The sequence below is a fragment of the Amycolatopsis umgeniensis genome, from assembly GCF_014205155.1.
In the GTDB taxonomy this organism is placed as follows: Bacteria; Actinomycetota; Actinomycetes; order Mycobacteriales; family Pseudonocardiaceae; genus Amycolatopsis; species Amycolatopsis umgeniensis.
In genome coordinates this window covers 1,284,209-1,310,649 of the sequence record NZ_JACHMX010000001.1, presented here as the reverse complement: position 1 = coordinate 1,310,649, position 26,441 = coordinate 1,284,209, and the positions used below count along the sequence as shown (strand labels likewise).

Below are 26,441 nucleotides of genomic sequence, written 5' to 3'. Positions count from 1 at the left end.
TGTGGACGGTCTCCCCGCGGTAGAGGACGTCCTGCCGCTCACCCCGCTGCAGACCGGTCTGCTGTTCCTGACCGATTTCGAGGCCACCGGCCCTGATCCCTACCTGATGCAGCTCCGGCTGGACTTCGACGGCGAGGTCGACGGGCCGCGCCTGCGCCGGGCCGCCGCCGCGCTGCTCGCCCGGCATCCCGCCCTGCGCGCGGGTTTCCGCCACACGGAGGCGGGAGTGCCGATCCAGTTCGTCCCGGCCGCGCTCGAGCCCCGCTGGGCCGAGCACGAAAGCGGCGACGTCGGCGCGCTGGCCGAGGCCGACCTGGAGGACCGGTTCGATCCCGGCGAGCCGCCGCTGTTGCGGCTCACCCTGATCCGCCGTCCCGGCGGGGGAGCGGTCCTCCTGCTGACCGCGCACCACCTGCTCTACGATGGCTGGTCGGGTCCGCTACTCGTCGGCGACCTGCTCGACGCCTACACCCGGGACGCGGCACCGACGCGGGTCTCGCGGCCGTTCCGCGACCACCTCGCTTGGCTGTCCACAAGGGACACCACGGCCACCGAAAAGGCCTGGCGCAGCGCACTGGACGGTTTCGACGAACCGGCACTGCTCGCACCCGCGGCCGTCGGCGACCGGATTTCGCGACACCACGAATCCGCTTTGCCGGAAGAACTGACGAGTGAGCTCGTCGCCGTCTTGCGTGCCGCGGGCCTGACCATGACGAGCCTGGTCCAGGCCGCGTGGGGGTTGCTGCTGGGCAGGCTCACCGACCGCGAGGACGTCGTGTTCGGCACCGTCGTCTCCGGCCGCCCGGCCGAGGTCGACGGCGCGGACGGCAGCATCGGCCTGTTCGCCAACACGATCCCGGTCCGCGTCCGGACCGAATACGGTGAGCCGCTGCTGGACCTGCTCGGCCGTGTCCAGGCAGAGCAGGCGGCCCTGCTGGGGCATCAGTACGCGGGACTCGGCGAGATCCAGCGGTTCGCGGATACCGGCGAACTGTTCGACACGCTGCTGGTGGTCCAGAACTACCCGCTGGACGGCGAATCCGTGCGTGCCGCCTCAGGCGAACTGGACCTTCGTTCGGTCACGGCGTCGGACGACACGCACTACCCGCTCGCGCTCGTCGTCGAACCCGGCGACAGGCTGCGCGTCACGTGGAAGTACGCGGAGAACGCCTTCGAGCCGGGTGAGATCGAGCGTCTCGCCGAGCGGTTCGCCCGGATCTGCCGGGCACTCGCCGCCGATCCCGGCGTGGCCGTTGGCGACGTCGACGTGCTCTCCGGTGCCGAGCGGCACGAACTGCTGGTGACCGCCAACGACACCGGGCACGACGTCGCGGACCTGACCATCGCCGGGTTGTTCGCACGGATCGCGGCGGCCGGTCCGGACCACGAGGCCGTCGTCGACGGGGACACCTCGCTGACCTACGCCGAACTGGACCGCCGTTCGACGGAACTGGCGCGTTCGCTGGCCGGACAAGGTGTCGGCCCGGAGTCGGTGGTGGGTGTCCGCCTGCCGCGGTCGGCCGACCTGATCGTGGCGCTGCTGGCGATCCAGAAGGCCGGCGGCGTCTACCTGCCGCTCGACCCGAACTATCCGGCCGAGCGGATCGACGCCATGATCACCGACTCCGAGCCGGTCCTCGTACTGGACGGAACCGGTCTCCCGTCCAGTACGCATACGCTTGCGGGGCCGGTATCGACGGCGTCCGGGGCGTACATCATCTACACCTCCGGCTCGACCGGGCGTCCAAAAGGGACGATGGTGAGCCACGCCGGGGTGGCCAGTCTGGCGCACACCATGATCGAAGCGTTCGGCGTCGGGCCGGGCAGCCGGGTGCTGCAGTTCGCGTCGGTCAGCTTCGACACGTCGGTGTGGGAGCTGTGCATGGGCGTGCTCACCGGCGCGACCCTGGTGATCGTCCCCGACGACGAACGCGCGGGCGATCCGCTGGCGGCCTTCCTGTCCGAAAAGGACATCACGCACGCGACCCTCCCGCCGGCGGCGCTCGCGTCGATCCGGCCCGAGCAGGTGCCCGCCGGCCTCGTCGTGATCGCGGCGGGGGAGGCGTGCCCGCCCGCGCTCGCCGCGGACTGGGCCGCGCACCGGCGGCTGTTCAACTCCTACGGCCCGACCGAGACCACCGTGGACATCACGCTATGGGAATGCGTGCCCGAGCAAGGCCAGGGCGCGGTCCCGATCGGCGGACCGGTGCACAACACCGCCGTCTACCTGCTCGACCGGCGGCTGCGGCCGGTCCCGCCCGGCACCGTCGGCGAGATCTACGCGGCCGGGACCGGGCTGGCGCGCGGCTATCTCGGCGAATCCGGGCTGACGGCGTCGCGTTTCGTCGCGAACCCGTTCGGCCCCGGACGGCTCTACCGCACCGGGGACCTCGCCCGCCGTCGCGCCGACGGCGCGCTGGTCTACGCCGGCCGCGCCGACCACCAGGTCAAGGTGCGCGGGTTCCGGATCGAACTGGCCGAGGTCGAGGCCGTGCTGTCCGGCTGTCCCGGCGTGGCGCGCGTCGCCGTGCTGGCGTTGCCGGACGCCCGCGGCGCCAACCGGCTCGTGGCCTACGTCGTGGGAGACGCGGACTTCGACGAGGTCCGGACGGCGGCGCTGACGAAGCTCCCGGACCACATGGTGCCGGCGGTCTTCGTGCCGTTGCCGGAGCTTCCGCTGACGTCGCAAGGGAAACTCGACCGTCGTGCGCTGCCCGCGCCGCCGGAACCGGCCGCGACCGGGGATCTGACCGGCGCCACCGACGCCGAACGGCTGCTCGCCGGAATCGTCGCGGGCGTCCTCGGCCTGCCGTCGGTCGGGCTGGACGACGACTACTTCACCCTCGGCGGGGACAGCATCCTGTCCATCCAGGTGTCCGGCCGGGCCCGCGCGGCCGGGCTGGAGATCCGGCCCCGGGACATCTTCGACCGCAAGACGGTGGCGAACCTCGCCGCACTGGCAGCCACCCGCGCCCCGGCCGAAGCCGTGGCCACCGAACAGATCGCGGCCACCGGGCCGACACCGATCACCCCGGTGATGCACTGGCTGCGCGAACTGGACGGCCCGATCGCCCGGTTCAGCCAGGCGCAGACCCTGTCGACGCCGCCGGGGCTCACGCTTGAGCAGCTCACCGAGCGGATCCAGTCCGTCCTGGACCGGCACGACATGCTGCGCGCCAAGCTGACCGGCGACTGGACACTGGACGTGCTCCCGCCCGGCGCGGTCCAGGCCGCCGACGTCCTCTCGCTCGGCGAGCCTGACGTCGACGCGGCCGCGGAGACCCTCGACCCCGAAGCGGGGCGGCAGGTGCGGTTCGTCTGGCAGGACAAGGGCGACGCGCCCGGCCGGTTGCTGGTGCTGATCCACCACCTCGCGGTGGACGGCGTCAGCTGGCGCGTCCTGCCCGCCACGCTCGCGGGCGAGCGGACCGCGCCAGGGACGTCGTTCCGCGCCTGGGCTCATCGTCTCGCCGAGGCCGCTGCCGAGGGTGAGTTCGCGGCTGAACTGCCGCACTGGCTGGCGACCCTGACCGACGCGCCGGTCCAGCCGGGACTCGGTTCGACCGAACCGGAACGCGACCGGGTCGGCGCGGCCAAGCGGATCCGCCGGGTCCTGACGACGGACAAGACCGAGCCGCTGCTGACCACCGTTCCGGCCGCTTACGGCGCCGGGATCCAGGACGTCCTGCTCACCGCGCTCGCCCTCGCGGCGGCGAAACGGGGGCCGAGGGACCTCCTGGTCCAGCTGGAAGGCCACGGCCGCACCGAACTCCTGGACGGTGCCGACCTTTCCGGCACCGTCGGCTGGTTCACCAGCGCGTACCCGGTGCGGTTGAAGCTCGACGGCGTCGACGTCCCCGACGCCCTGCGCGGCGGCGGCGCGGCGGGCAAGGCGCTGAAGGCGGTCAAGGAACAACTGCACGCCGTGCCGGGGGAGCAGGGCCTCGGGTTCGGGGTGCTGCGGTACCTCGACCCGGCCGCGCGGGACGGGCTCGCCGCCGTCGAACCACCCCGGATCGGCTTCAACTACCTGGGCCGGTTCGCCGTCCCCGAAGCCGAACGGCCGTGGGAGACGGCACCCGGCGGCACCGGGGTGAACGGCGCCACCGAGCCCACGTTGCCGATGGCGCACGCGCTGGAGATCACCGTCGTCGTCACCGACCACGGCGGACGGCCCGAGCTGACCGCCGACTGGACGTACGCACCGGGCGCGGTCGCCGAGACCGACGTCCTCGCGCTGGCCGACGCGTGGTGCGACGCGCTGGCCGCGCTCACCGACCACACCGCGGGACCGGGCACGGGCGGGCACACCTCGTCCGACTTCGGCCTGGTCTCGCTGAGCCAGCAGCAGATCGACCTGCTCGAAGCGAAATGGGGGAAAGCATGACGCACGGGGGACTCGAGGACGTTCTCCCGCTCACACCGCTGCAGGAAGGCTTGTTCTTCCTGTCCTCCCTCGACCGGGAGGAGCAGGACGTCTACACCGTCCAGTTGCGTTTCGAGCTGGGCGGGGCGGTGGACGCCGCCGCGCTGCGGGCGGCGGCGCAAGCCCTGCTGGACCGCCACGCGAACCTTCGCGTGGCCTTCACCGCGACCGGTGTGGAACGCCCGGTGCAGCTGGTGCTGCGCCGCGTCGAGGTGCCCTTCACCGAGGTCGACGCGGCCGACCGCGCCGAGGCAGACCGGATCGCCGAAGCCGACCGCGCGGTGCGGTTCGACCTCGAGACCCCGCCACTGATCCGCTTCACCCTGGTGCACGTGAGCGCGGACGAGCACCATCTCCTGCTGACGCATCACCATCTGCTGATGGACGGCTGGTCGGGACCGCTGCTGGGCCGCGACCTGTTCGCCCTCTACGCCGCCGCGGGCGATCCCACGGTGCTGCCGAGGGTGCGGCCGTACCGCGACTACCTGGCCTGGCTCAACGCCCAGGACAAGGCCGCCGCCCGCGCGGCCTGGCGAGCCGCGTTGTCCGATGTGGACGGCCCGACCCTGCTCGCGCCGAACACCTCGGGCTCCGTCGTGCCGGAGCAGCTCGGCCATCCTCTGTCCACAGAGGACACCGATCGGCTGGTGACGTTCGCCCGGTCGCGCGGGATCACGCTCAACACCCTCGTGCAGGCCGCGTGGGGACTCGTCCTCGGCCGGGCCACCGGCCGCGCGGACGTCGTCTTCGGCGTCACCGTGCACGGCCGTCCCGCCGACCTGCCGGGCGCGCACGAGATGGTGGGCCTGTTCATCAACACCGTGCCCGCCAGGATCACCACGAACCCCGCCGAGAGCGCCCGCGACTTCCTGAGCCGCGTGCAGTCCGAGCAGGCTGGTCTCCTGGAGCACCAGCATCTCGGCCTGACCGAGATCCAGCAGCTCGCGGGTGGCCGGGACCTGTTCGACAGCCTTCTGGTGTTCGAGAGCTATCCGGTCGACGAAGAGGCGCTCGCCCGCGGCCAGCGGGAAGCCGGGTTGGACGTCCGGTCCGTCGCCACCACCGACGCCGCGCACTACCCGGTGACCCTCACCGTCGTCCCCGGCCCGCGGCTGACGCTCGGGCTCGCGTACCGCGCCGACGTCGTGCCCGCGGATCGTGCCGAAGTGCTGCTGCGCGGCCTCGTCACCACCCTGCTCGGGTTCGCCGACGCCGAGCGGCCCGTCGGCCGTCTGCCGCTGCTGCCGGCCGACGTCGTGGCGACCGTGGTGCGCGACTGGAACGACACCGGGCACGCCGTACCCGACGAGACACTGCCCGAGCAGTTCGCGGAGCGGGTGCGCCGGACGCCGGACGCGCTCGCGGTCATCGCGGAGGACACGCGGTGGACGTTCGCCGACCTGGATCGTCTGGTCGCGCGGTACGCCGGGGCGCTCGCCGCGCACGGGGCGGCCCCCGGCGGGCTGGTCGCCCTCGTCCTGCCGCGATCGGCCGAGCTGATCGCTGCCGTGTACGCCGTCCACCGGCTCGGTGCCGCGTTCCTGGCGATCGACCCGGGGCTGCCCGAACAGCGGATCCGTTTCCTCGTCGAGGATTCCGGCGCCGCCGTGGTCGCGACACCCGAACTCCTCGCCACCGAAGCCGAACCGGTCACCGCTCAGACCCCGGTCACCGGCGCGCATCCGGCGTACGTGCTCTACACCTCGGGCTCCACGGGGCGTCCCAAGGGCGTCGTCGTCTCCCACCGGGCGATCGCGAACCGGATGGCGTGGTTCCTCGGGACCGTCGAGCCCGGACCGGCGGACCGGTTGCTCTTCAAGGCACCGGTGTCCTTCGACGTGTTCGTCGGCGAGATGAACTGGCCCGCCGCCTCCGGGCGGCCGGTGGTGATCGCCCGGCCCGACGGCCACCGCGATCCCGCGTACCTGGCCGGACTGGTCACGCGCGAGAACGTCACCATTCTCGAATTCGTGCCGTCGATGCTGAGCGCGTTCCTCGCCGAACCGGCGGCGGCCGGTGTCACGTCGTTGCGGGTGGTGATCGTCGGCGGTGAGGCGATCCAGATCGACCAGATGCTGCGCACCCGCGAACTGCTGCCCGGCGCGAGCCTGGTCAACACCTACGGCCCGACCGAAACCGCTGTCGACCTGACAGTCTGGGACACCGCGAGGGAAGACGGCGGCCGTCCGGTCCCGATCGGCACCCCGACCTGGAACACCCGCGCCTACGTGCTCGACGCCGGCCTGCGCCCGGTGGCTCCCGGGGAGCCGGGCGAGCTGTACCTGGCCGGGCCGCAGCTGGCGATCGGCTATCACGGCGCCCCCGCGCTCACCGCCCGGCGTTTCGTCGCCGATCCGTTCGGTGCCGCGGGCGATCGCATGTACCGCACCGGCGACCTCGCCGCGTGGAACACCGACGGGAGCCTCGCCTACCTCGGCCGGACCGACCAGCAGGTCAAGATCCGCGGCGTCCGGGTCGAGCTGGGCGAGATCGAGCACGCGCTGTCGCTGGTGTCCGAAGTGGACAGTTCGGCGGTGATCGTCCGGTCCGGCGAACTCCTCGGTTACGTGACCCCGGAGACGGTCGACACCGCCGCCGTCCGCGCGGAACTGGTGCGCGCGGTGCCGTCGTACCTGGTACCGGCCGCGATCGTCGCGCTGGAAACCCTTCCCGTCACGGCGAACGGCAAACTCGACCAGGCCGCGCTGCCCGAGCCGGGGCGTTCCTCGACCGGTGTGCGGCGTGAGCCGAGGACCGCGGCCGAGCAGCTGATCACCGAACGGTTCGCCGCCGTGCTCGGCCGTCCCCGCGTCTTCACCGACGAGGACTTCTTCGCGCTGGGCGGGCATTCCCTGCTCGCGATCAAGCTCGTCGCCGGGCTCAAGGCGGCGCTGCGGATCGAGTTGTCCCCGCGCACGGTTTTCGACAACCCGACCCCGGCCGCTCTCGCGACGGCACTGGCGGACGCGTCCGCGGCGCGGCCCGCCCTGGTTCCCGCGCCGCGACCGGAGTTCCCGCCGCTGTCGGCGTCCCAGCGGCAGCTGTGGTTCCTGCACCGCGTCGACGGCCCCAACGCCACCTACAACCTGCCGCTCGTGTGGCGGATCGGCGGACCGCTCGACGTCGGCGCGCTGCGGGCCGCGCTGGGCGATCTCGTCACGCGGCACGAGATCCTGCGCACCGTCTACCCCGACCGCGACGGCGTGCCGTTCCAGCGGATCCTCGGCGAGGTCGCGATCGCCTGCCCGGTCACCGACGTCACCGAGGACGAACTGCCGGACAACGTCGCCGAGGCGATCGGATACGCCTTCGACCTGGCCGAGGAGCCGCCGATCCGGCCGTCCGTGCTGCGGCTCGGGCCGGACGACCACGTGCTCGTCCTGCTGCTGCACCACATCGCGGGCGACGAGTGGTCGTCCCACCCGCTGCGCCGGGACCTGTTCGCCGCCTACGAGTCCCGGCTCACCGGCGTCGCCCCACCGTGGGCGCCGCTGCCCGTGCAGTACGCGGATTTCGCTCTGTGGCAGGAAAAGAACCTGCCGTCCGCCGAGTTCTGGCTGAAGGAACTGGCAGGACTGCCCGAACTGCTGGAGCTGCCCGCGGATCTGCCGCGGCCGCCGGTCGCCGGCCAGCACGGCGGTGCGGCCGAGTTCGAACTCCCCGCCGAGGTGACCGCGCGGCTGCGGGAACTGGCCGCCCAGACCGGCGTCACCCAGTTCATGCTCGCGCAGGCGGCCGTGGCCGCGCTGCTGCACTTGACCGGCGCCGGTGACGACATCCCGCTGGGGACGCAGGTCGCGGGCCGGTCGGACAGCGCGCTGGACGAGCTCGTCGGGTTCTTCACCAACACGATCGTGCTCCGGACCGGAGTCGGCGGACGGCCGACGTTCCGTGCGCTGCTCGACCGCGTGCGCGAGACGGACCTGGCCGCGTTCGACAACCAGGAACTGCCGTTCGACCGCCTCGTCGACCAGCTGCACCCGCGGCGTTCGACGGCGCACCACCCGCTGTTCCAGGTCGGCGTGGCGTACCAGCACGCGGAGACCGAAGCAGAACAGCACGGGAAGCTGACCGTCGCACCACATCTGTTCGCGATGCCGGTGGCCAAATTCGACCTCGACTTCGAGTTCGTCGCCCTCGGGCAGGACCGCGTCCTCGGCGCCGTGCTCCACCGCACCGACCTGTTCACCCCGGCCGCCGCGCGACGGCTCGCCGACGGGCTCGTCCGGCTGCTCACCGAGGTGGCCGCCGACCCGGACCGGCCGATCACCTCGGTGGAACTGCTGTCGGCGCCGGAACGCGACAGGCTGCTCGAAAACGGCAGGGGAGCGGCCGCCCCCGGCGAGCGCGGCATCTCCGGGTTGTTCGCCGACGCCGTGTCCCGATACCCGGAAACGCTTGCGGTGTCGGGAAACCTCGCCCTGACCTACCGGGAACTGGACGCGCGCAGCACCGAACTCGCGGCGGCGTTGAGCGATCTCGGCGCCGGACCCGGCGAGCGGGTGCTCGTCCAGCTCGAGCGCGGGGCCGACGCCGTGATCGCGTTCCTGGCGGTGGCGAAGACCGGTGCCACCTACCTGCCGCTGGCCTCCGACGCACCCGCCGCACGGCGCGACGAGATCGTCGCCGACGCCCGGCCGATCGCCGGGATCACCGCCGCCGGGGCACGCGAAATCGGTCCGCCGAGCCCGGCCGCGTCCGCCGCGTACCTGATCTACACGTCCGGCTCGACCGGCCGCCCCAAGGGTGTCCTGGTCTCCGGCGCGGGTGTCGAAAGCCTCGTCCACACCGCGCTGAACACCTATGGCGCGGGCCCCGGCGCGCGGGTCTTGCAGTTCACCTCGCCCGCGTTCGACGTCTACCTCGAAGAACTGGCGATGTCCGTGCTGTCGGGGGGAACGCTGTACATCCCCGCCGAGGGAGAGCGGCTCGGCGCGGCGCTGGGCGAGTTCGCGCGGCGTCACGACCTGACGCACGTCGACTTGCCGCCCGCCGCGCTGGAGGCGTTGCCGTCCGGCTCGCTGCCCGCGAAGACGACCGTGGTGGTCGGCTCCGACGAGGTCCCGGCCGAGCTGGTGGCGCGCTGGGCGCCGGGACGCCGGTTGTTCAACGCCTACGGGCCCACCGAAACCACCGTCAACGCGACGGTGTGGAAGTGCCCGGAGCCCTTCGACGGCCGTGTCCTCATCGGACGGCCGGACACGGGCCGGACCCTGTACGTCCTCGACGACAGACTGTGCCCGGCGCATCAGGGCGAGCTCTACGTCGGCGGGGACGCGGTCGCGTCCTGCTACTGGAACGCGCCGGGAGCGACGGCGGAACGGTTCGTGGCGAACCCGTTCGGCGGCGGCCGCCTGTACCGCACCGGAGACCGGGTCCGCTGGACCGAGGGCGGTGACCTGGAGTTCCTGGGCCGCGCCGACACTCAGCTGAAGATCCGCGGTTTCCGGATCGAACCGGCCGAGGTCGAGGCCGCGCTGACCGCCCTTCCCGAGGTCTCGCTGGCGGCCGTCGTGGCCCGCGCGGACGCCGGACCGCGGCGGCTCGTCGGCTACGTCGTCCCCACCGGCGGAGAACTCGACGGCACCGAACTGCGCCGTCGGCTGGGCGCGGTGCTGCCGGAGTACCTCGTGCCCGCCGCGGTCGTGTCGTTGAGCAGCTTGCCGCTCACCGCGAGCGGCAAGATCGACCGCCGCGTACTGGCCACCGCGGACTGGGCCGCCCCGCCGGAAACCGCGGGCCGCGCCGCGGAAACCGAGGCCGAACAGGCCGTCGCCGCCGCGTTCCGTGCCGTGCTCGGCCTCGGCGAGGTCGGCGCGGACGCGGGCTTCTTCGCGCTCGGCGGCGACAGCATCTCCTCCATCCAGGTCGTGTCCCGGCTCCGGAGCGCGGGCTGGAAGATCACCGCCCGTCAGGTGTTCGAGCACCAGACGATCACCGACCTCGCCGCCGCCGCCGAACCGCTCGCCCCGGTCGCGGAACCGGCCCGGGCCATCGAGTCCGGTGACACGCGACCGCTCGCACCGCTGCAGGAAGGGTTGCTCTACCTCGATCAGCTCGAACCCGGCGGCTACCTCGTGCAGCAGGTGTTCACCCTCGCCGGATCACTCGACCCGGCGCTGCTGCGCCGCTGCCTGCACTTGATGCTGGAGCGCTACCCGAACCTGCGGGCGGGCTTCGCCTTCAGCGAGAACTCCCGGCCGGTGCAGTTCGTGCCAGAGCGGGCCGAACTGCCGTGGCGTGAACTGGACCTGGACGAAGCCGGGTTCGCGCGGCTGCTGGACGAGGACCGCGCGACCGGCTTCGACCTGGCCGTCCCGCCGCTGATGCGGGCCACCTGCGCGCGTTTCGCCGACGGCACGCACCGTTTCGTGCTGACCCACCATCACATCCTGATGGACGGCTGGTCCGGTCCGCTGTTCGGCCGCGAGCTGTTCCTGCTCTACGCAGCGGGCGGGGACACCGCCACACTGCCGCCCGCCGCGGACTACGCCAGGTACCTGGACTGGCTGGCCCGTCAGGACCGGGGTGCCACCGAACGGGCCTGGCGCGCCAATCTGTCCGATGTGGACGGACCGACGCTGATCGGCCCGGCCGCCAGTCCCGCCGGGGAACTCACCGTCGACCTTCCGGCGGGACTGGCGGAGCTGGCCCGCGAACGAGGGCTCACGCTCAACACCGTCGTCCAGGTCCTCTGGGCGCTCACCCTGGCCGCCGAGACCGGCCGTTCCGACATCGTGTTCGGGACCACCGTCCACGGCAGGCCCGCCGATCTCGACGACGCCGAGCGGATGGTCGGGCTGTTCATCAACACCGTGCCGGTCCGGGTACGCCTGCGCCCGGAAGAACCCGCGGCCGCCTTGCTGGCGCGGGTCCAGGCCGAACAGGCGCGGCTGCTGGACCACCAGCACGCCGGGCTCGCCGACATCCAGCGCGCCGCCGGAACCGGCGAACTGTTCGACACGCTGCTGGTCTTCGAGAGCTACCCGGTCGACGACGACGCGCTCGCCGACGCCGAACGCCGCTCCGGCCTCACCGTCGCGGAACTGGCCGAACGGGACGACACGCACTATCCGCTGACCGTGCTCGTCGCTCCTGGCGAAGTCCTTTCGCTGACTTTGCGCCACCGCAAGGACGTCACGCGGCTCGCGGCCCGCTTGCGGACGATCGCGGATTGGCTCGTCGAGGACGGTGTCAGCCGGGCTGACTTCCTGACCGTGGACGAACGCCAGGCGGTGCTGCACGACTGGAACGACACCGCGCACGACGTGCCGCGCACCACGCTGCCCGACCTGTTCGCCGCGCAGGCCCTCCGCACCCCGCACGCGATCGCGGTGGTCGAGGGTGACGTCGAATGGTCCTACGCCCGGTTCTCCCACCGGGTCCGTGAGCTGGCGGCTTCCTTGCAGGGACAGGGCGTCCGCCCGGGCGACGTCGTGGCGGTGACGCTGCCGCGGTCGGCGGATCTCGTCGCGGTCCTGCACGCGGTGCAGGCCTGTGGCGCCGCGTACGTCCCGGTCGACCCGGACCTGCCCGCCGAACGGATCGCGTTCCTGCTCGAAGACGCGCGGCCCGCGATCACCGTCACGCCACAATGGCTGTCCGAAGTGGACGGTTCCGGCGGCTTCACCCCGGTCGACGTCCTGCCGGACAGCACGGCCTATGTCCTGTACACCTCGGGCTCGACCGGGCGGCCGAAGGGGGTGGCGGTCGGGCACGCGGCGATCGTCAACCGGTTGCTCTGGATGGCGCACGAGTACGGGTTCGGCCCGGAAACCCGGACCTTGCAGAAGACCCCGGCGTCGTTCGACGTCTCCGTCTGGGAGCTGTTCCTGCCGTTGATCACCGGCGGCACACTGGTGGTCGCCGAGCCGGACGCGCACCGTGATCCGGTGCGGCTGGCGGAGATCATCGGTTCCGCGAAGGTCGGCACCGTCCACTTCGTACCGTCGATGCTGGCGGCCTTCGTCGCCGAACCGGCCGCGGCCGGACTGAACCTGAGCACGGTCATTTGCAGCGGTGAGGCACTACCGCCGGAGCTGGCACTGCGGGCGAGGGAAGTGCTCGGCGTGGCCGTGCACAACCTCTACGGCCCGACGGAAGCCGCCGTCGACGTCACGGCGTGGGACACCGCCGGTGAGGACGGCACCAGGCCGGTGCCGATCGGGCGTCCGGTGTGGAACACCCGGACCTACGTGCTCGACGCCGCGCTCCGGCCGGTCGCGCCCGGCGTGCCGGGTGAGCTCTACCTCGCCGGAACCCAGCTGGGGCACGGCTACCGGAACCGGCCGGGGCTCACCGCCGGGCGGTTCGTGGCCGATCCCTTCCACGGCGGCCGGATGTACCGCACCGGCGACCTCGCCCGGTGGGACGACGACGCCACACTCACCTACCTCGGCCGCACCGACCACCAGGTGAAACTGCGCGGCCAGCGCGTCGAACTCGGCGAGATCGAGCACGCGCTGAGCCGGGTCGACGGGGTCGGGACGGCGGCGGTCGCCGTCCACCGCGATTCGGTGCTCACCGCGTACGTGACGGGCGACGTCGACGGGGAACGCGTTCTCGCGAGGCTGGCCGAGCAGTTGCCCGCCGCGATGGTGCCCGCGGTCGTCACCGTGCTCAGCGAACTCCCGCTGACCCCCAGTGGCAAGCTGGACCGGAAAGCCCTGCCTGAGCCGGATCTCGCCGCGCACGCCGGTGACGAGACGCCGGAAGGGCCGGTGGAGACGGCCATCGCCGCCGAGATCGCCGCCGTGCTGGGCCTGGACCGTGTCGGCGCGACTGCGGACTTCTTCCGGCTCGGCGGGGACAGCATCTCGTCCCTGCAACTGATCGCGCGGCTGCGGCGGGCGGGCTACCGGCTCAGCCCTCGCGAGATCTTCGAGCACCGGACGCCCGCCGCGCTCGCAGCGTTCGCGCGGCGGGAAGGCGAGGCGGTCGTGGCCGGGACGCGCACCGGCGTCGTCCCGCTGCTGCCGGTGATGGAGTCCCTGCGCGACCTCGGGGGCGACACGCGGCGGTTCAGCCAGTCGATGCTGCTGACCACGCCACCGGACCTGACCGAGGATCGGCTCAGCACGCTCCTGGACGGGATCCTCGCCGCGCACGACGCGTTGCGCGCCCGGCTCGAGCCGGGCTGGGTGTACCGGATCCGGCCCGAGGGAAGCGTTTCCGGGGCCGACGTGCTCCGTCGCGCCACCGGCGACGTCCGCGAGGAGTTCGCCGCCGCACTCGGGGAACTGGACCCGGAGGCCGGCGTCATGCTGCGCGCGGTGTGGTTCGAGCGCGAGAACCTCCTGCTGCTCGTGGCGCATCACCTCGTCGTCGACGGCGTCTCCTGGCGGATCCTCATGGACGATCTCGCCGAAGGGGCGCGGCCGTCCCCGGCCGGGACCTCGCTGCTCGACTGGGCCCGGTCCATCCGCGAACTGGCGTGGACCGATCAGGCCGGACGTTGGGAGCACGTCCTCGCCGGGAACCGTTTCCTCGGCGGCGAAACCGCCCTCGACCCGGATGTGCACACACGTTCCACTGTGGACGGACACGTCATGGAGATCCCGGCCGAGCTCACCGGGAAGCTGCTGACCGCGGTCCCGGCCGCCGCGCACGCGGGGGTGCAGGACGTCCTGCTGACCGGGTTCGCGATGGCGGTCTCACGGTGGCGTGCGAGCCGCGGCCTCAGTGACGACGGCGGGCTGATCATCGACCTCGAAGGTCATGGCCGCGACGAGCATCTGGTGCCCGGGGCCGACCTTTCGCGCACCGTCGGCTGGTTCACTAGCATCTACCCGGCGCGGATCGGCGGGGCGCGCGGTGACGCCGTCGCCTGGCTCAAGACCGTGAAGGAACAGCTGCGCACCCTGCCCGAAGCGATCAGCTTCGGCCTGCTGGAGCCGCCCGGCACCGGCGCGCGGACGGTCCTGTTCAACTATCTCGGCCGTCTCGACGGCCCGGCGGCCACCGGACCTTGGCGGCCCGCGCCGGAGTCTTCGCAGCTCGACGGCAGCGCCGACCAGGTCACCCCGGTCAGCCATCCGCTGGAGATCAACGCGGTCGCGGTCCGGCACGAGGACGGACTGCGCCTGCACGGCGAGTTCGCCTTCGTCCGTGACCTGTTCACCGCGGCCGAGATCCGCGAACTCGCCGAGGGCTGGCAGACGGCGCTGGCCGAACTGGCCGAGACGATCCGGGAGCCGTTCCGCACGCCGTCGGACTTCCCGCTGGTCACCCTCGAACAGTCCGATGTGGACGAACTGGCCGCCGCGGCCGACGTCCTGCCGCTTTCGCCGCTCCAGGAAGGGATCGCGTTCCAGGCGTCGTTCGACACCGAGGACGAGGACGTCTACGCGGTCTGCCATTCCTTCGACCTGACCGGACCGGTCGACCCGGACCGGATGCGGGCCGCCGGAAACGCCCTGCTGGCCCGGCACGGCAACCTGCGGGCGGCGTTCCGCCAGCTGCGCTCGGGCGTCACCGTCCAGGTGGTGCCGGAGTCGGTGGAGCTGCCGTGGGAGGTCGTCGAGAACGAAGACGCCGAAACCGAGTTCGCCACCCGCCGGTTCGCTCTCGCCGAGCCGCCCCTGATGCGGATGGCACTGGTCCGCCTCGGCCCGGACCGGCAGCGGCTTTTGCTGGCACACCACCACGTCCTCGCCGACGGCTGGTCCGGCCCGCTGCTGGCCGAGGAACTGTTCACGCTCTACGCGGGACGAGAGCTGCCGCAGGTCCGGCCGTACTCCGAGTACCTGAAATGGCTGGCGGGCCGCGACGAGAGCGCGGCCGAGCAGGCCTGGCGCACGGCACTCGCGGACCTGGACGGCCCGACGTTGCTCATGCCGCCGACCGAGGCACGCCACACCGTCCGGCCGGATCGCGCGAAGACCGATCTCGGCACCGCGCGCACGGCCAAAGTGGCCGCGGTGGCCCGCGATCTCGGGGTCACGGTCAGCACGCTGGTCAACACCGCCTGGGCACTCGTGCTCGGGCAGTTGACCGGGCGGACCGACGTCGTCTTCGGCGTCACCGTGCACGGCCGCCCCGCCGGTCTGCCCGGCGCCGAACGCATGATCGGCCTGTTCATCAACACCGTCCCGGTGCGGGTGCGGATCTCGCAGGCCGAGTCGTTCGCCGCGCTGGTGGGCCGGGTCGACGGCGAGCAGATCGCGCTGCTGGACCATCAGCACGCCGGCCTCACCCGCATCCAGCGCTGGGCGGGCACCGGAGAGCTGTTCGACACCCTCGTCGTGTTCGAGAGCTACCCGGTCGACGACGCGAGCCTGGCGGGCGCCGAGGATTCCGCCGGTCTCACGGTGGATGCCGTCGCCGGGACCGACGCGACGCATTACCCGCTCGCGCTCATCGTCGAGCCGGGGGAGGACCTGTCGCTCGGGCTGGACCACCGTCCCGGCGTGGTCGACGCCGACGCCGTGCTCGCGCGGCTGACCGGCGTACTCGACGCCATCACGGCCGATCCTTCGGTTCCGGTGGGACGCGTTCCCCTCGCCACCCAGGCGGAACCGCAGGGCGCCGAGGTCGACGTCGAAACCGCGACCCTGCCGGAACTGTTCGCCGCGCGGGCCGCCGCCACACCGGACGCCGTCGCCATCACCGCGGACGGGCGGTCGCTGACCTACGCCGAGTTCGACGACCTGGTCGCGCGGATCGCCGCGAAGCTCGACGTCGCTCCCGGCGAGCTCGTCGCGGTGAGCCTGCCCCGGTCGATCGAACTGGTGGCGGTGCTGCACGCGGTCCACCGCCGCGGCGCCGCGTACGTGCCGATCGACCCCGGTTATCCGCAGGCGCGCAAGGAATACCTTGCCGAGGATTCGGCGCCGTCCGTGCTCGTCACCCCGGAGAACCTGCCTGACCTGCTGGCCGGAACGACCCGGCGGCCGCTCGTGCCGATCCCGGACACCACGCCCGCGTACGTGATCTACACGTCGGGTTCGACCGGCCGTCCCAAGGGGGTGGTCGTGGACCACCGGGCGATCGTGAACCGCTTGCGCTGGATGGCCGCGGAGTACGGCTTCGGGCCGGACACCCGCACCCTCCAGAAGACGCCGATCTCGTTCGACGTCTCCGTCTGGGAGCTGTTTCTGCCGATGATCACCGGCGGCACGCTCGTCGTGGCCCCACCGGACGCACATCAGGATCCGGCACGGCTGGCCGAGGTCATCCGGGCCGAACGGGTCGACACCGTCCACTTCGTCCCGTCGATGCTCCGGCCGTTCCTTGCCGAACCCACCGCGGCGGGACTTCCGCTGCGGCGAGTCGTGTGCAGCGGCGAGGCACTGCCCGGCGATCTCGTCGCCGCGGCACGCGAGGTGCTGCCCGCGGCGGGCCTGCACAACCTGTACGGGCCCACCGAAGCGGCCGTCGACGTCACCTTCCACGACACGGCGGGCGACGATCCGGCCCGGCCGGTGCCGCTCGGGCGGCCGGTGTGGAACACCGGGGCGCACGTCCTCGACGCCGCGCTGCGACCGGTCCCGCGAGGCTGCGCCGGTGAGCTGTACCTGTCCGGAGTCCAGCTGGCGCACGGTTATCTGCGGCGCCCCGGGCTCACGGCGGCCACGTTCGTCGCCGGACCGGACGGGACCAGGCTCTACCGCACGGGCGACCTCGCCCGACGTCGCCTCGACGGCGTCCTCGAATACCTCGGCCGCGGCGACGACCAGGTGAAGATCCGCGGGGTGCGGATCGAGCTCGGCGAGGTCTCGGCCGCCCTCTCGGCGCTGCCGGGGGTGACCGGGGCCGAGGTCACGGCCGGGACAGCCGGGCTGGTCGGGTACCTGACCGGCGACGCGCGATCCGCGGAAGACCTGCGGACGGCGTTGCGGGAGAGCCTGCCGGAGCAGCTCGTGCCGGGTGCCTTCGTCTGGCTCGACGCGTTCCCGGTGACACCCAACGGAAAGCTCGATCGCGCCGCGCTGCCGGAACCGGACCGCCAGGCCGAGACCGGATCGGCGGAGCCTCGAGACGAGACCGAACGGGTCCTCGCAGTCTGCATGGCCGAGGTGCTGGACCTCGACCGTGTCGGCGTGTTCGACGACTTCTTCGCGCTCGGCGGCGACAGCATCCGGTCGCTCAACCTCGTCGGCCGGGCCAGGACCGAGGGACTGAAGATCACCCCCCGCCAGGTGTTCGAGCTGCGCTCCGTGGCCGCGCTGGCGGAGGTCACCCAGGCGGCGGAGGAACCGCTGCTCGAAGAACGACCGCTGATCGAACTGGACGACGACGAATTCGCCGAGTTCTCCGGTGATTGGAGTGTTTCGTGAGTACCGCCCGTGGCGTCCAGGAAGTGCTTCCGCTGTCCCCGCTGCAGGAAGGCCTGCTCTTCCTGTCCACATGGGACAGTGCGGCGACCGACGTCTACACCATCCAGCAGGTGTTCGACCTGCGCGGTGAACTCGACCCTGAGCGGATGCGCGCGGCGGCGGAGACGGTGCTCATCCGGCATCCCAACCTGCGTGCCGCCTTCCGTCCGCGCAAGAGCGGCGAGACCGTGCAGCTGATCCCGAAAGCGGTGACGGTGCCGTGGCAGCTGGACGAGGTCCGCGAGGCCGAAGTCCCCGCGCTGCTGGACGGCGACCGGGCGCGGCGGTTCGACCTCGCCTCGCCGCCGCTGATCCGGTTCCGGCTGCTGAGACTGGCGCCCACGCACCACAAACTCGTCGTCACCGCGCATCATCTGCTGCTCGACGGCTGGTCCGGGCCGTTGCTGGGCGAGGAACTGTTCACCGCCTACGGTCGCGGGGAACTCCCGCCCGCGCCGAAGTATCGCGACTATCTGGCCTGGCTCGGGCGGCAGGATCGGGAAGCCGCGCGCGCGGCCTGGCGTGACTCGCTGGCGGGGCTCGCGGAGCCGACACTGCTCGCCCCAGGCGGTACGCCGTCGGCGGAGTTCCCGAGCGAGCTGGAAGTCCGTCTCTCCACTGTGGACACCGGACGCCTGACGTCGTGGGCGCGCGAGCACCGGGTCACCCTCAACACCGTCGTGCAGGCGGCCTGGGCGATCACGCTGGGCAAGCTCACCGGCCGCCGCGACGTCGTCTTCGGCACCACGGTGTCCGGCAGACCCGCCGAACTGCCCGGTGTCGACCGGATGATCGGCCTGTTCATCAACACGCTCCCGGTCCGGGTCCGGCTGGACCCGGGGGAGACGCTCACCGGCCTGGTCACCCGCGTGCAGGCCGAACAAGCCGCGCTGCTCGACCACCAGTACCTCGGGCTCGCCGAGATCCAGAAGGAGGCCGGGCACGGGGAGCTGTTCGACACCCTCACGGTGTTCCAGAGCGCGCCCGCGGACGCCGACGCGCTCCGCCGCGCGGACGACGCGGCCGGACTCGCCGTGTCGCCGGAGGAGACCCGCAGTGTCACGCACTATCCGCTGACCGCCGTGGCCGCGCCTGGCGACGAGTTCGTGGTCGCCCTGGTGTACCGGGAGGACCTGCTCGAACCCGGCTTCGTCGAGCGGGTCGCCGCCGTGCTGACCGGCCTGCTGACGGCCTTGCCCGCCGAACCGGACCGCCGCGCCGGATCGGTCGAGCTCGGCACCGCCGACGAGCGGGAACTGGTGCTGCGCAAATGGAACAGCGCCACCGTGGCCCGCGCGGGCGAGTCGCTGATCGAGCTCTTCGTCCAGCAGGTGCGGGCCCGGCCGGAAGCGGTCGCGGTCGAGGACGGCGGGATCGCGGTCACCTACGGCGAACTGTACGAGCGAGCTTCGCGTCTGGCCGGTGTTCTGGCCGCCCGTGGCGCCGGGCCGGAGCGCATCGTCGGTGTCGCGATCAAACGCGGCCTCGACTTCCTCACCGCCATGCTCGGCGTTCAGCTCGCGGGCGCCGCGTACCTGCCGCTGGATCCGGAGTACCCGCCGGACCGGATCGCCTACATGCTGTCCGACGCGCGTCCCGCGTTGCTGGTCGCCGATTCCGGTACCGCGGGGAAGGTGCGCGAGCACGGCGTCCCGCTCGTCGTCCTGGACGAGGCCCTGCTCGAACCGCCCGCGGAGCTGCCTTTGCCGCATCCCGACAGCGCCGCGTACCTGATCTACACCTCCGGGTCCACCGGGCGGCCCAAGGGCGTGCTCGTACCGCACCGCGGCGTCCCCGACCTGGTGGCGATGTTCGCCGAGTCCGTCCGAAGTGGACCGGGCAGCCGGGTGCTGTTGTTCGCTTCGCCGAGTTTCGACGTCTCGCTGGCGGAGTTGTCGACCCAGCTGCTCGTCGGCGCGACCGCGGTGGTCGTACCGGAGGAGAGCCGACTCGGGGAACCGCTGGCGGACTTCGTCGCCGCACAAGGGCTGACGCATATGTTCGTGCCGCCGTCGGCGCTCACGACACTCGCCGGGAGCGATCTGCCGGAGGGGGTCACGCTCATCGCGGGCACCGACGCGCTCACCCCGGAACTGGTGGCGCGCTGGAGCCGCGGCCGCCGCATGTTCAACGCCTACGGCCCGACCGAATGCACGGTGAACTCCACGCTGTGGCGGTGCCGCGCGGACCGCCGCGTGGTCATCGGCCCACCGGACCCGAACAAGCAGGCGTACGTGCTCGACGCCGACCTGCGGCCTGTCCCGCCGGGGTTCGCCGGCGAGCTGTACATCGCCGGGGGACTGGCCCGCGGCTACTTCGGCCTGCCCGGCCTGACTTCGACCCGGTTCGTCGCCAACCCGTTCGGCGCGCCAGGGGAGCGGATGTACCGCACGGGCGACCTGGTCCGCTGGACCGCCGATGGCGAGCTGGACTTCCTCGGCCGCGTCGACCACCAGGTGAAGATCCGCGGTTTCCGCGTCGAGCTGGGCGAGGTCGAGACGGCGCTGTGCGACCGGCCGGGAGTGGCCGAGGCCGTCGCGGTGATCCGCGAGGACCAGCCCGGCGTCAAACGCATGGTCGCTTACGTGACAGCGGAACCCGGGACCGAGCCGGTGCCGGGTGACCTGCGGGCCGCGCTGTCCGCGCGGATGCCGGACTACTCGGTGCCCTCGGTCGTCGTGGTCCTCGACCGGTTGCCGCTGACCGTGAACGCGAAGGTCGACAGAGGCGCGTTGGCCGGGGCGGACGAGTTCGCCCCGGACCTGAGCGGGCTGACCGGCGGCGCCGCGCCGAGCACGCCAGAGGAGAAGACCCTCGCCGACGCCTTCGCGGCCGTACTCGGCATCCCGTCGATCTCGGTGACAGACGACTTCTTCGGCTTCGGCGGCGACAGCATCCTGTCGCTGCAAGTGGTCAGCCGCGCGCGGCAAGCCGGACTGCGGATAACCCCGCGTCAGGTGTTCGAAGCCCGCACCGTCGCCGCCTTGGCCGAACTGGCCGAACCGCTGGTCTCCGGTGGCGGGACAGTCACGGTTCCCGCCGTCGGTGTCGTCGCTCAGACCCCGATGATCGCGGCCTTGCTGGAGCGAGGCGGGGTGCCCCGCCGGTTCAGCCAGTCCGCCGTGGTCCGGACTCCGCGCGGGCTCACCGAAGCCGCACTGCACAAGGTGCTGCAAGCGATCCTGGACCGGCACGACGCGTTGCGCGCCGTCCTCGGCACCACGCTGAGGATCCCGCCGCCGGGCGCGGTGTCCGCGTCCGATGTCGTGCGGCGCGTGCCGGGCGACCCGGACCAGGATCTCCTGCACCGCGAGGCGCGCGAGGCCGAAGCCGCCCTGGATCCGGCGTCCGGCGCGATGGTCCGCGCGGTTTGGTTCGACGCCGGTGACGCGCCCGGACGGCTGCTGCTCGTGATCCACCACGTCGTCGTCGACGGCGTGTCCTGGCGGGTGCTCTTCGACGACCTCGCCGTGGCGGGCGAGGGCAAAGAACTCCCCGCTGTGCCGGTGTCGTTGCGCGCGTGGGCGGCAGGCCTGGCGCCGCGTGTCGAGCGGCATCGGCGTGAACTGCCGTATTGGCTCGAGGTGCTTGGCGAGCCCGGCCCCGCCGTCACGGGCACGATCGGCAGCACCCGCGAGATCCAGGTTTCGCTTCCGCCGGAAACCACGGCGACGTTGCTGGCGGGCGTGCCGAAGTCGTTCCGGGCGGGGATGCAGGACGCGCTGCTCGGCACGCTGGTCACCGCGATCACGCGGGTGCGGGGCACCCGTTCGGTGCTGGTGGAGACCGAAGGACACGGCCGCGACGACGAAAGCGATCTCTCGCGCACGGTCGGCTGGTTCACCACCGTGGCGCCGCTGCGGATCACCGCGGACCCCGATCAGGTCCGCCAGCTCAAACACGCCAAGGACGCCCGGCTCCGGCTGCCCGAAGGCGGCGCGGGCTACCCGCTGCTGCGCCACCTCACCGGAGAACTCGCCGGACGCGGACGGCCGGAGGTGCTGTTCAACTACCTCGGCCGCTTCGACGTCGAGACCCCTGGCGAGGAAGCCGACTGGCGTCCGGGCCCGGACCACGCCGGTCTCGGCGGCGACCTCGACCCGGCGATGCCCGCCGCGTATCCGCTGGAGGTCAACTGTTCCGTGACCCCGGACGGACTTTCCGCGAGTCTGGCCTACCTGCCGGGCGCACTGTCCGAAAAGGACGCCGAGGCGATCGGCGCGGAATGGATGTCGGCCGCGGCCGAACTCGCCGCCAGGCTGACCGCGGACGGGATCGGCGGGTTCTCCTCGGCGGACTTCCCGTTGCTGGACCTCACGCTGGACGAGGTCGACGAGCTCGGCGCCCCCGCCGATGTCTGGCCGCTTTCGCCGTTGCAGGAAGGCATGCTCTTCCTCGCCTCGTTCGACGAGGACAGCCTCGACGTCTACGTCACCCAGCAGATGCTGGACCTCGGCAACGTCGACCCGGCACGGCTGCGGTCCGCGGCGGGCCGCCTGCTGGAGCGGCATCCGAACCTGGGCGCGGCTTTCCGCTATCTCGACTCCGGGCGGGCGGTGCAGATCGTGCCGGGGGAGACCGTCCTCGACTGGCGTGATCTCCCCGGCGAGGACGTCGAGGCGGTCACGGCCGCCGAGCGGTCGCGCCCGTTCGACCTCGCCGCACCGCCGTTGATCCGGTTCACCCTGTTCGACCTCGGGAACGGCCGCCACCGGCTGCTGATCACCAGCCACCACATCGTGCTGGACGGCTGGTCGGCGCCGCTGCTCGGCCAGGAACTGCTGGAGCTCTACCGCACCGGGTCGCCGCCGAAGGCCCGTCCGTACCGGGACTATCTGGAATGGCTGGGCCGCCAGGATCGCGAGGGCGCCCGCCGGGCCTGGAAGGACGCGCTCGCCGGACTCGAAGGCGCGTCGCTGATCGCGCCGCCGGGGATCGGCCGAGGACAGAACCTGCCCGACAAACTCACCGTCGGGCTCACCGAAGAACAGACACACCGGCTGACCGGCTGGGTCCGGCAGCACGGCGTCACGCTGAACTCCGTCCTGCAAACCGTGTGGTCGTTGCTCCTGGGCGGGCTGACCGGACGGCGTGACGTGGTGTTCGGCGCGACGGTATCCGGCCGCCCCGCCGACCTGCCCGACGCGGACCGGATGATCGGCCTGTTCATCAACACCCTGCCGGTCCGCGTCCGCAGCGATGCGGCGGAAACCTTGGGAGCACTGCTTTCCCGGGTGCAGGCCGAGCAGGCCGCGCTGCTGGACCACCAGTACCTCAGTCTCGCCGAGATCCAGCGTCAGGCCGGTTCCGGCGAACTGTTCGACACGCTGCTGATCTTCCAGAGCTATCCGGTCGACGCCGAAGCGCTGGCCGAGAGCGAGCGCCAGGCGGGCGTGCAGGTGACCGGGGTCGAGGGCGAGGACGCCACGCACTACCCGCTCACCGTCGTCGCCGCGCCGGGTCCGAAGCTGGAGCTGATCCTCGAGTACCGCACCGACGTGTTCACCGCCGAACGGGTCCGCGAGCTGGGACGGTCCTTTGTGGACCTGCTGGCCGGTGTCCCCGACCGGCAGGACCTCCCGGTCGGACGGCTGGAGCTGGTGCCGCCCGCGCAACGTGAACGCGTCCTGCGGGAATGGAACGAGACGGCGCTGGCCGTCCCCGAGTCCACCGTGGTCGCCGCGTTCGAGGAACAGGTCCGCCGAGGACCGGACGCGATCGCGGTGGCCTGCGAGGACCGGGCGCTGACCTATGCCGGGCTGGACGCCCGCGCGAACCGCCTCGCCCGTGCGCTGATCGCGCGGGGCGCGGGACCGGAAGGCATCGTCGCGATCCGGCTGCGGCGATCGGAACGGTTCTTCGTGGCCATGTTGGCCGTGCTCAAATCGGGTGCCGCGTATCTGCCGATCGATCCCGCCCAGCCGGCGGACAGGACGTCCGGGATCGTCGACGACGCGAAGCCGTTGCTCATCCTGTCCGACGACGAGTGGCCCGACGACAGCGCGTTCTCCACCGAACCGGTCACCGACGCCGACCGTCGCGGTGCCCTGCTGCCTGAGCATCCGGTGCACCTGATCTACACGTCGGGCTCGACGGGACGGCCCAAGGGCGTCCTGGTCCCGCACCGGAACGTGGTGAACCTGTTCCACAGCCACGATCACGACGTGCTCGGGCCCGCGATCGCGCGGACCGGCCGGGAGCGGCTGCGGATCGGGCACAACTGGTCGTTCGCCTTCGACGCGTCCTGGCAGCCCACGCTGGGCCTGCTCGGCGGGCACGAACTGCACGTCGTCACCGACGACGTCCGCCTCGACGCGGAGGAGCTCGCACGGTTCCTGATCGACCGGCGGATCGACTTCGTCGAGGTCACCCCCTCGCATTTCGTCCAGCTCGCCGCCGCGGGACTGGTGCGCGACGGGAAGTCGCCGCTGGCCGTGCTGGGCGTCGGCGGCGAGGCCGTCCCGCCGGGGCTGTGGACCGAACTGCGGAACCTCGGCGGAACCGAGAGCTACAACTTCTACGGGCCGACCGAATGCACCGTCGACACGGTGATCGCCCGGCTGCGCGACAGCGACGGGCCGGTGATCGGCCGGGCCGTCGCGAACACGCGGATCCGGGTGCTCGACGACGCCCTGCGGCCCGTCGCGCCCGGCGTCGTCGGAGAGCTGTACCTCAGCGGCGCCCAGCTCGCCCGCGGCTACCTCGGGGCGCCGGGGCTGACCGCGAGCCGGTTCGTGGCCGATCCGTTCGGCGGTCCCGGCGAGCGCATGTACCGCACGGGCGACCTCGCCCGCTGGACCGGGGACGGCCGCGTCGAGTTCCGCGGCCGGGCCGACGACCAGGTCAAGGTCCGCGGGCACCGGGTCGAGCCGGGCGAGATCGAAGCCAGGCTCGCGGCGCATCCGGCGGTGTCGGACGCGGTCGTCGTCGTCCGGGACGACCGGCTCGTCGGCTACGCGATCGCTGACGAGTCCACTGTGGACGGTGCGGCGCTGCGCGCGTCGGTGGCGGAGGCGCTGCCGGACTTCATGGTCCCGGCGGCGGTCGTGCTGCTCGGGGAACTGCCGATGACGCCGAACGGGAAGGTCGACCGGGCCGTGCTCGCCACCGCGGCGTGGGCGGCTCCGGATCTGAGAGCGCTCAGCGGCGGGACGGCCCCGCGTAATCGGCGCGAAAGGCAGTTGGCCGGGATCGTCGCCGAAGTGCTCGGGCTGCCCGAAGTCGGAGTGGAGGACGACTTCTTCACCCTCGGCGGCGACAGCATCCTGTCCATGCGGGTGGTCGGGCGGGCGCGGGCCGCCGGGCTGCGGATCACCCCGCGCGCGGTCTTCGAACAACGGACGGTCGCCGCGCTCGCCCTGATCGCCACCGACGACACCGGCGAAAGCCGTCCCGCGGTCCCCGCCGTCGGGGAGTTCCCGGCGACACCGATCATGCTGGCGCAACGGGAACGCGGCGGCCCGATCGGCAGGCTCAGCCAGTACGCGGTCCTGCGCGTCCCGGCGGGGGTCGGACTGCCCAGGCTCACCGAAGTCCTCGCCGCGGTGCTGGACCGGCACGACATCCTCCGCGCCCGGCTGGCCGGGGACTGGACCGTCCACGTACGAGCCGAAGCCGACGCGTCCTCCCTGCTGCGCCGCGTCGATCTGGCCGACCGGCCCGTCGACGATCTGTTCACCACGGAGTTCCCGGAGTTCGAACGGACCGTGCGGGAACTGGACCCGTTCACCGGCGACGTCCTGCGCGCGGTGTGGTTCGACGCCGGGGAGAAGCGGCCGGGCAGGCTGCTGCTGATGGTGCATCACCTGGTGATCGACGCGGTGTCGTGGCAGCCGTTGTTCGAGGACATCGCGGTACTCGGCCGGGCACCGGGCGAAACACCGCCGCCGGTCGAGGTGTCCTTCCGTGAATGGGCCCTGCGGCTGAACGCGGCGGATCGCCGCGCCGAACTGCCGTACTGGCGGTCCCTTGTGGACGGTGCCGACGTCCGGCCCGCCGGGCGACCGCTCCGGTCTTCGGACACGATCTCGCGCGGGCGCAACGAAACACTCACGCTGCCTGAGGAGACGACCAGCGCACTGCTGGGCCCGGTCCCCGCCGCGCTCGGCTGCGGGGTGCAGGACCTGCTGCTGGCGGCACTCGCGGCCGCCATCGCCGAACACCGTGGCGGACAAGCGCTTCTGGTCGACCTGGAGAGCCATGGGCGGGCGGAAGGACTGCTCGGCGACGCGGACCTGTCCCGGACGGTCGGCTGGTTCACCTCGCTCCATCCGATCCGCGTCGCGGTTTCCGGCGACCTCGCCACGACCGCGCGGCAGCTGCGTGACGGCCGGGAAGCGTTGCCGGACAACGGGATCGGCTACGGCCTCTTGCGTCATCGGGACGGCGAGGACCTGGACGGAGCCGAGGTGCTGTTCAACTACGTCGGCCAGGTCGACGCGGGTGGCGCCCGCGACGAGGACTGGCTGCTCGCCGCGGGGGAGAACGTCATCGGGGGCGACGTGGACCCCGAGGCGCCCGCCACGCACGCGCTGTCGATCAACGCGTCGGTCGAACGCGGCGTGCTCACCGCGCACTGGTCGTATCTGCCCGACGTCCTGCCTGCCGCAGATCTCACCCGGATAGCCGAAGGCTGGATGACAAATCTTGACCGGTTGGTGACCTCTCGGAGCGAGAAGCGTGATTAGGATAGCCTGCCC

Annotated in this window: 3 protein-coding genes; all 3 read left to right on the top strand. The window is 72.2% G+C overall.

The features are described 5' to 3' along the window. Position 1: 1 nt before the first annotated feature. From HDA45_RS43180 to HDA45_RS05555, 3 genes are read left to right on the top strand one after another with little or no spacing between them, the layout of a single operon-like run. The gene (locus HDA45_RS43180) at positions 2-4,387 is read left to right on the top strand and encodes an amino acid adenylation domain-containing protein (protein WP_425491782.1); all 4,386 of its coding nucleotides are present in this window, start codon (positions 2-4) and stop codon (positions 4,385-4,387) included. Continuing rightward, positions 4,384-17,703: a non-ribosomal peptide synthetase gene (locus tag HDA45_RS05560; protein ID WP_184892480.1), complete on the top strand. Its 13,320-nt coding sequence runs from the start codon at positions 4,384-4,386 to the stop codon at positions 17,701-17,703. The genes HDA45_RS43180 and HDA45_RS05560 overlap by 4 nt, the downstream gene beginning before the upstream one ends. Beyond that, the gene (locus tag HDA45_RS05555) at positions 17,700-26,429 is read left to right on the top strand and encodes a non-ribosomal peptide synthetase (protein WP_184892478.1); all 8,730 of its coding nucleotides are present in this window, start codon (positions 17,700-17,702) and stop codon (positions 26,427-26,429) included. Before HDA45_RS05560 ends, HDA45_RS05555 begins: the two co-directional genes overlap by 4 nt. The last annotated feature ends 12 nt before the right edge of the window (positions 26,430-26,441 follow it).

Bases quoted from the DNA above. Each gene is read 5' to 3' on its own strand.
- HDA45_RS05560 (WP_184892480.1), top strand. From the start codon at position 4,384: ATGACGCACGGGGGACTCGAGGACGTTCTCCCGCTCACACCGCTGCAG.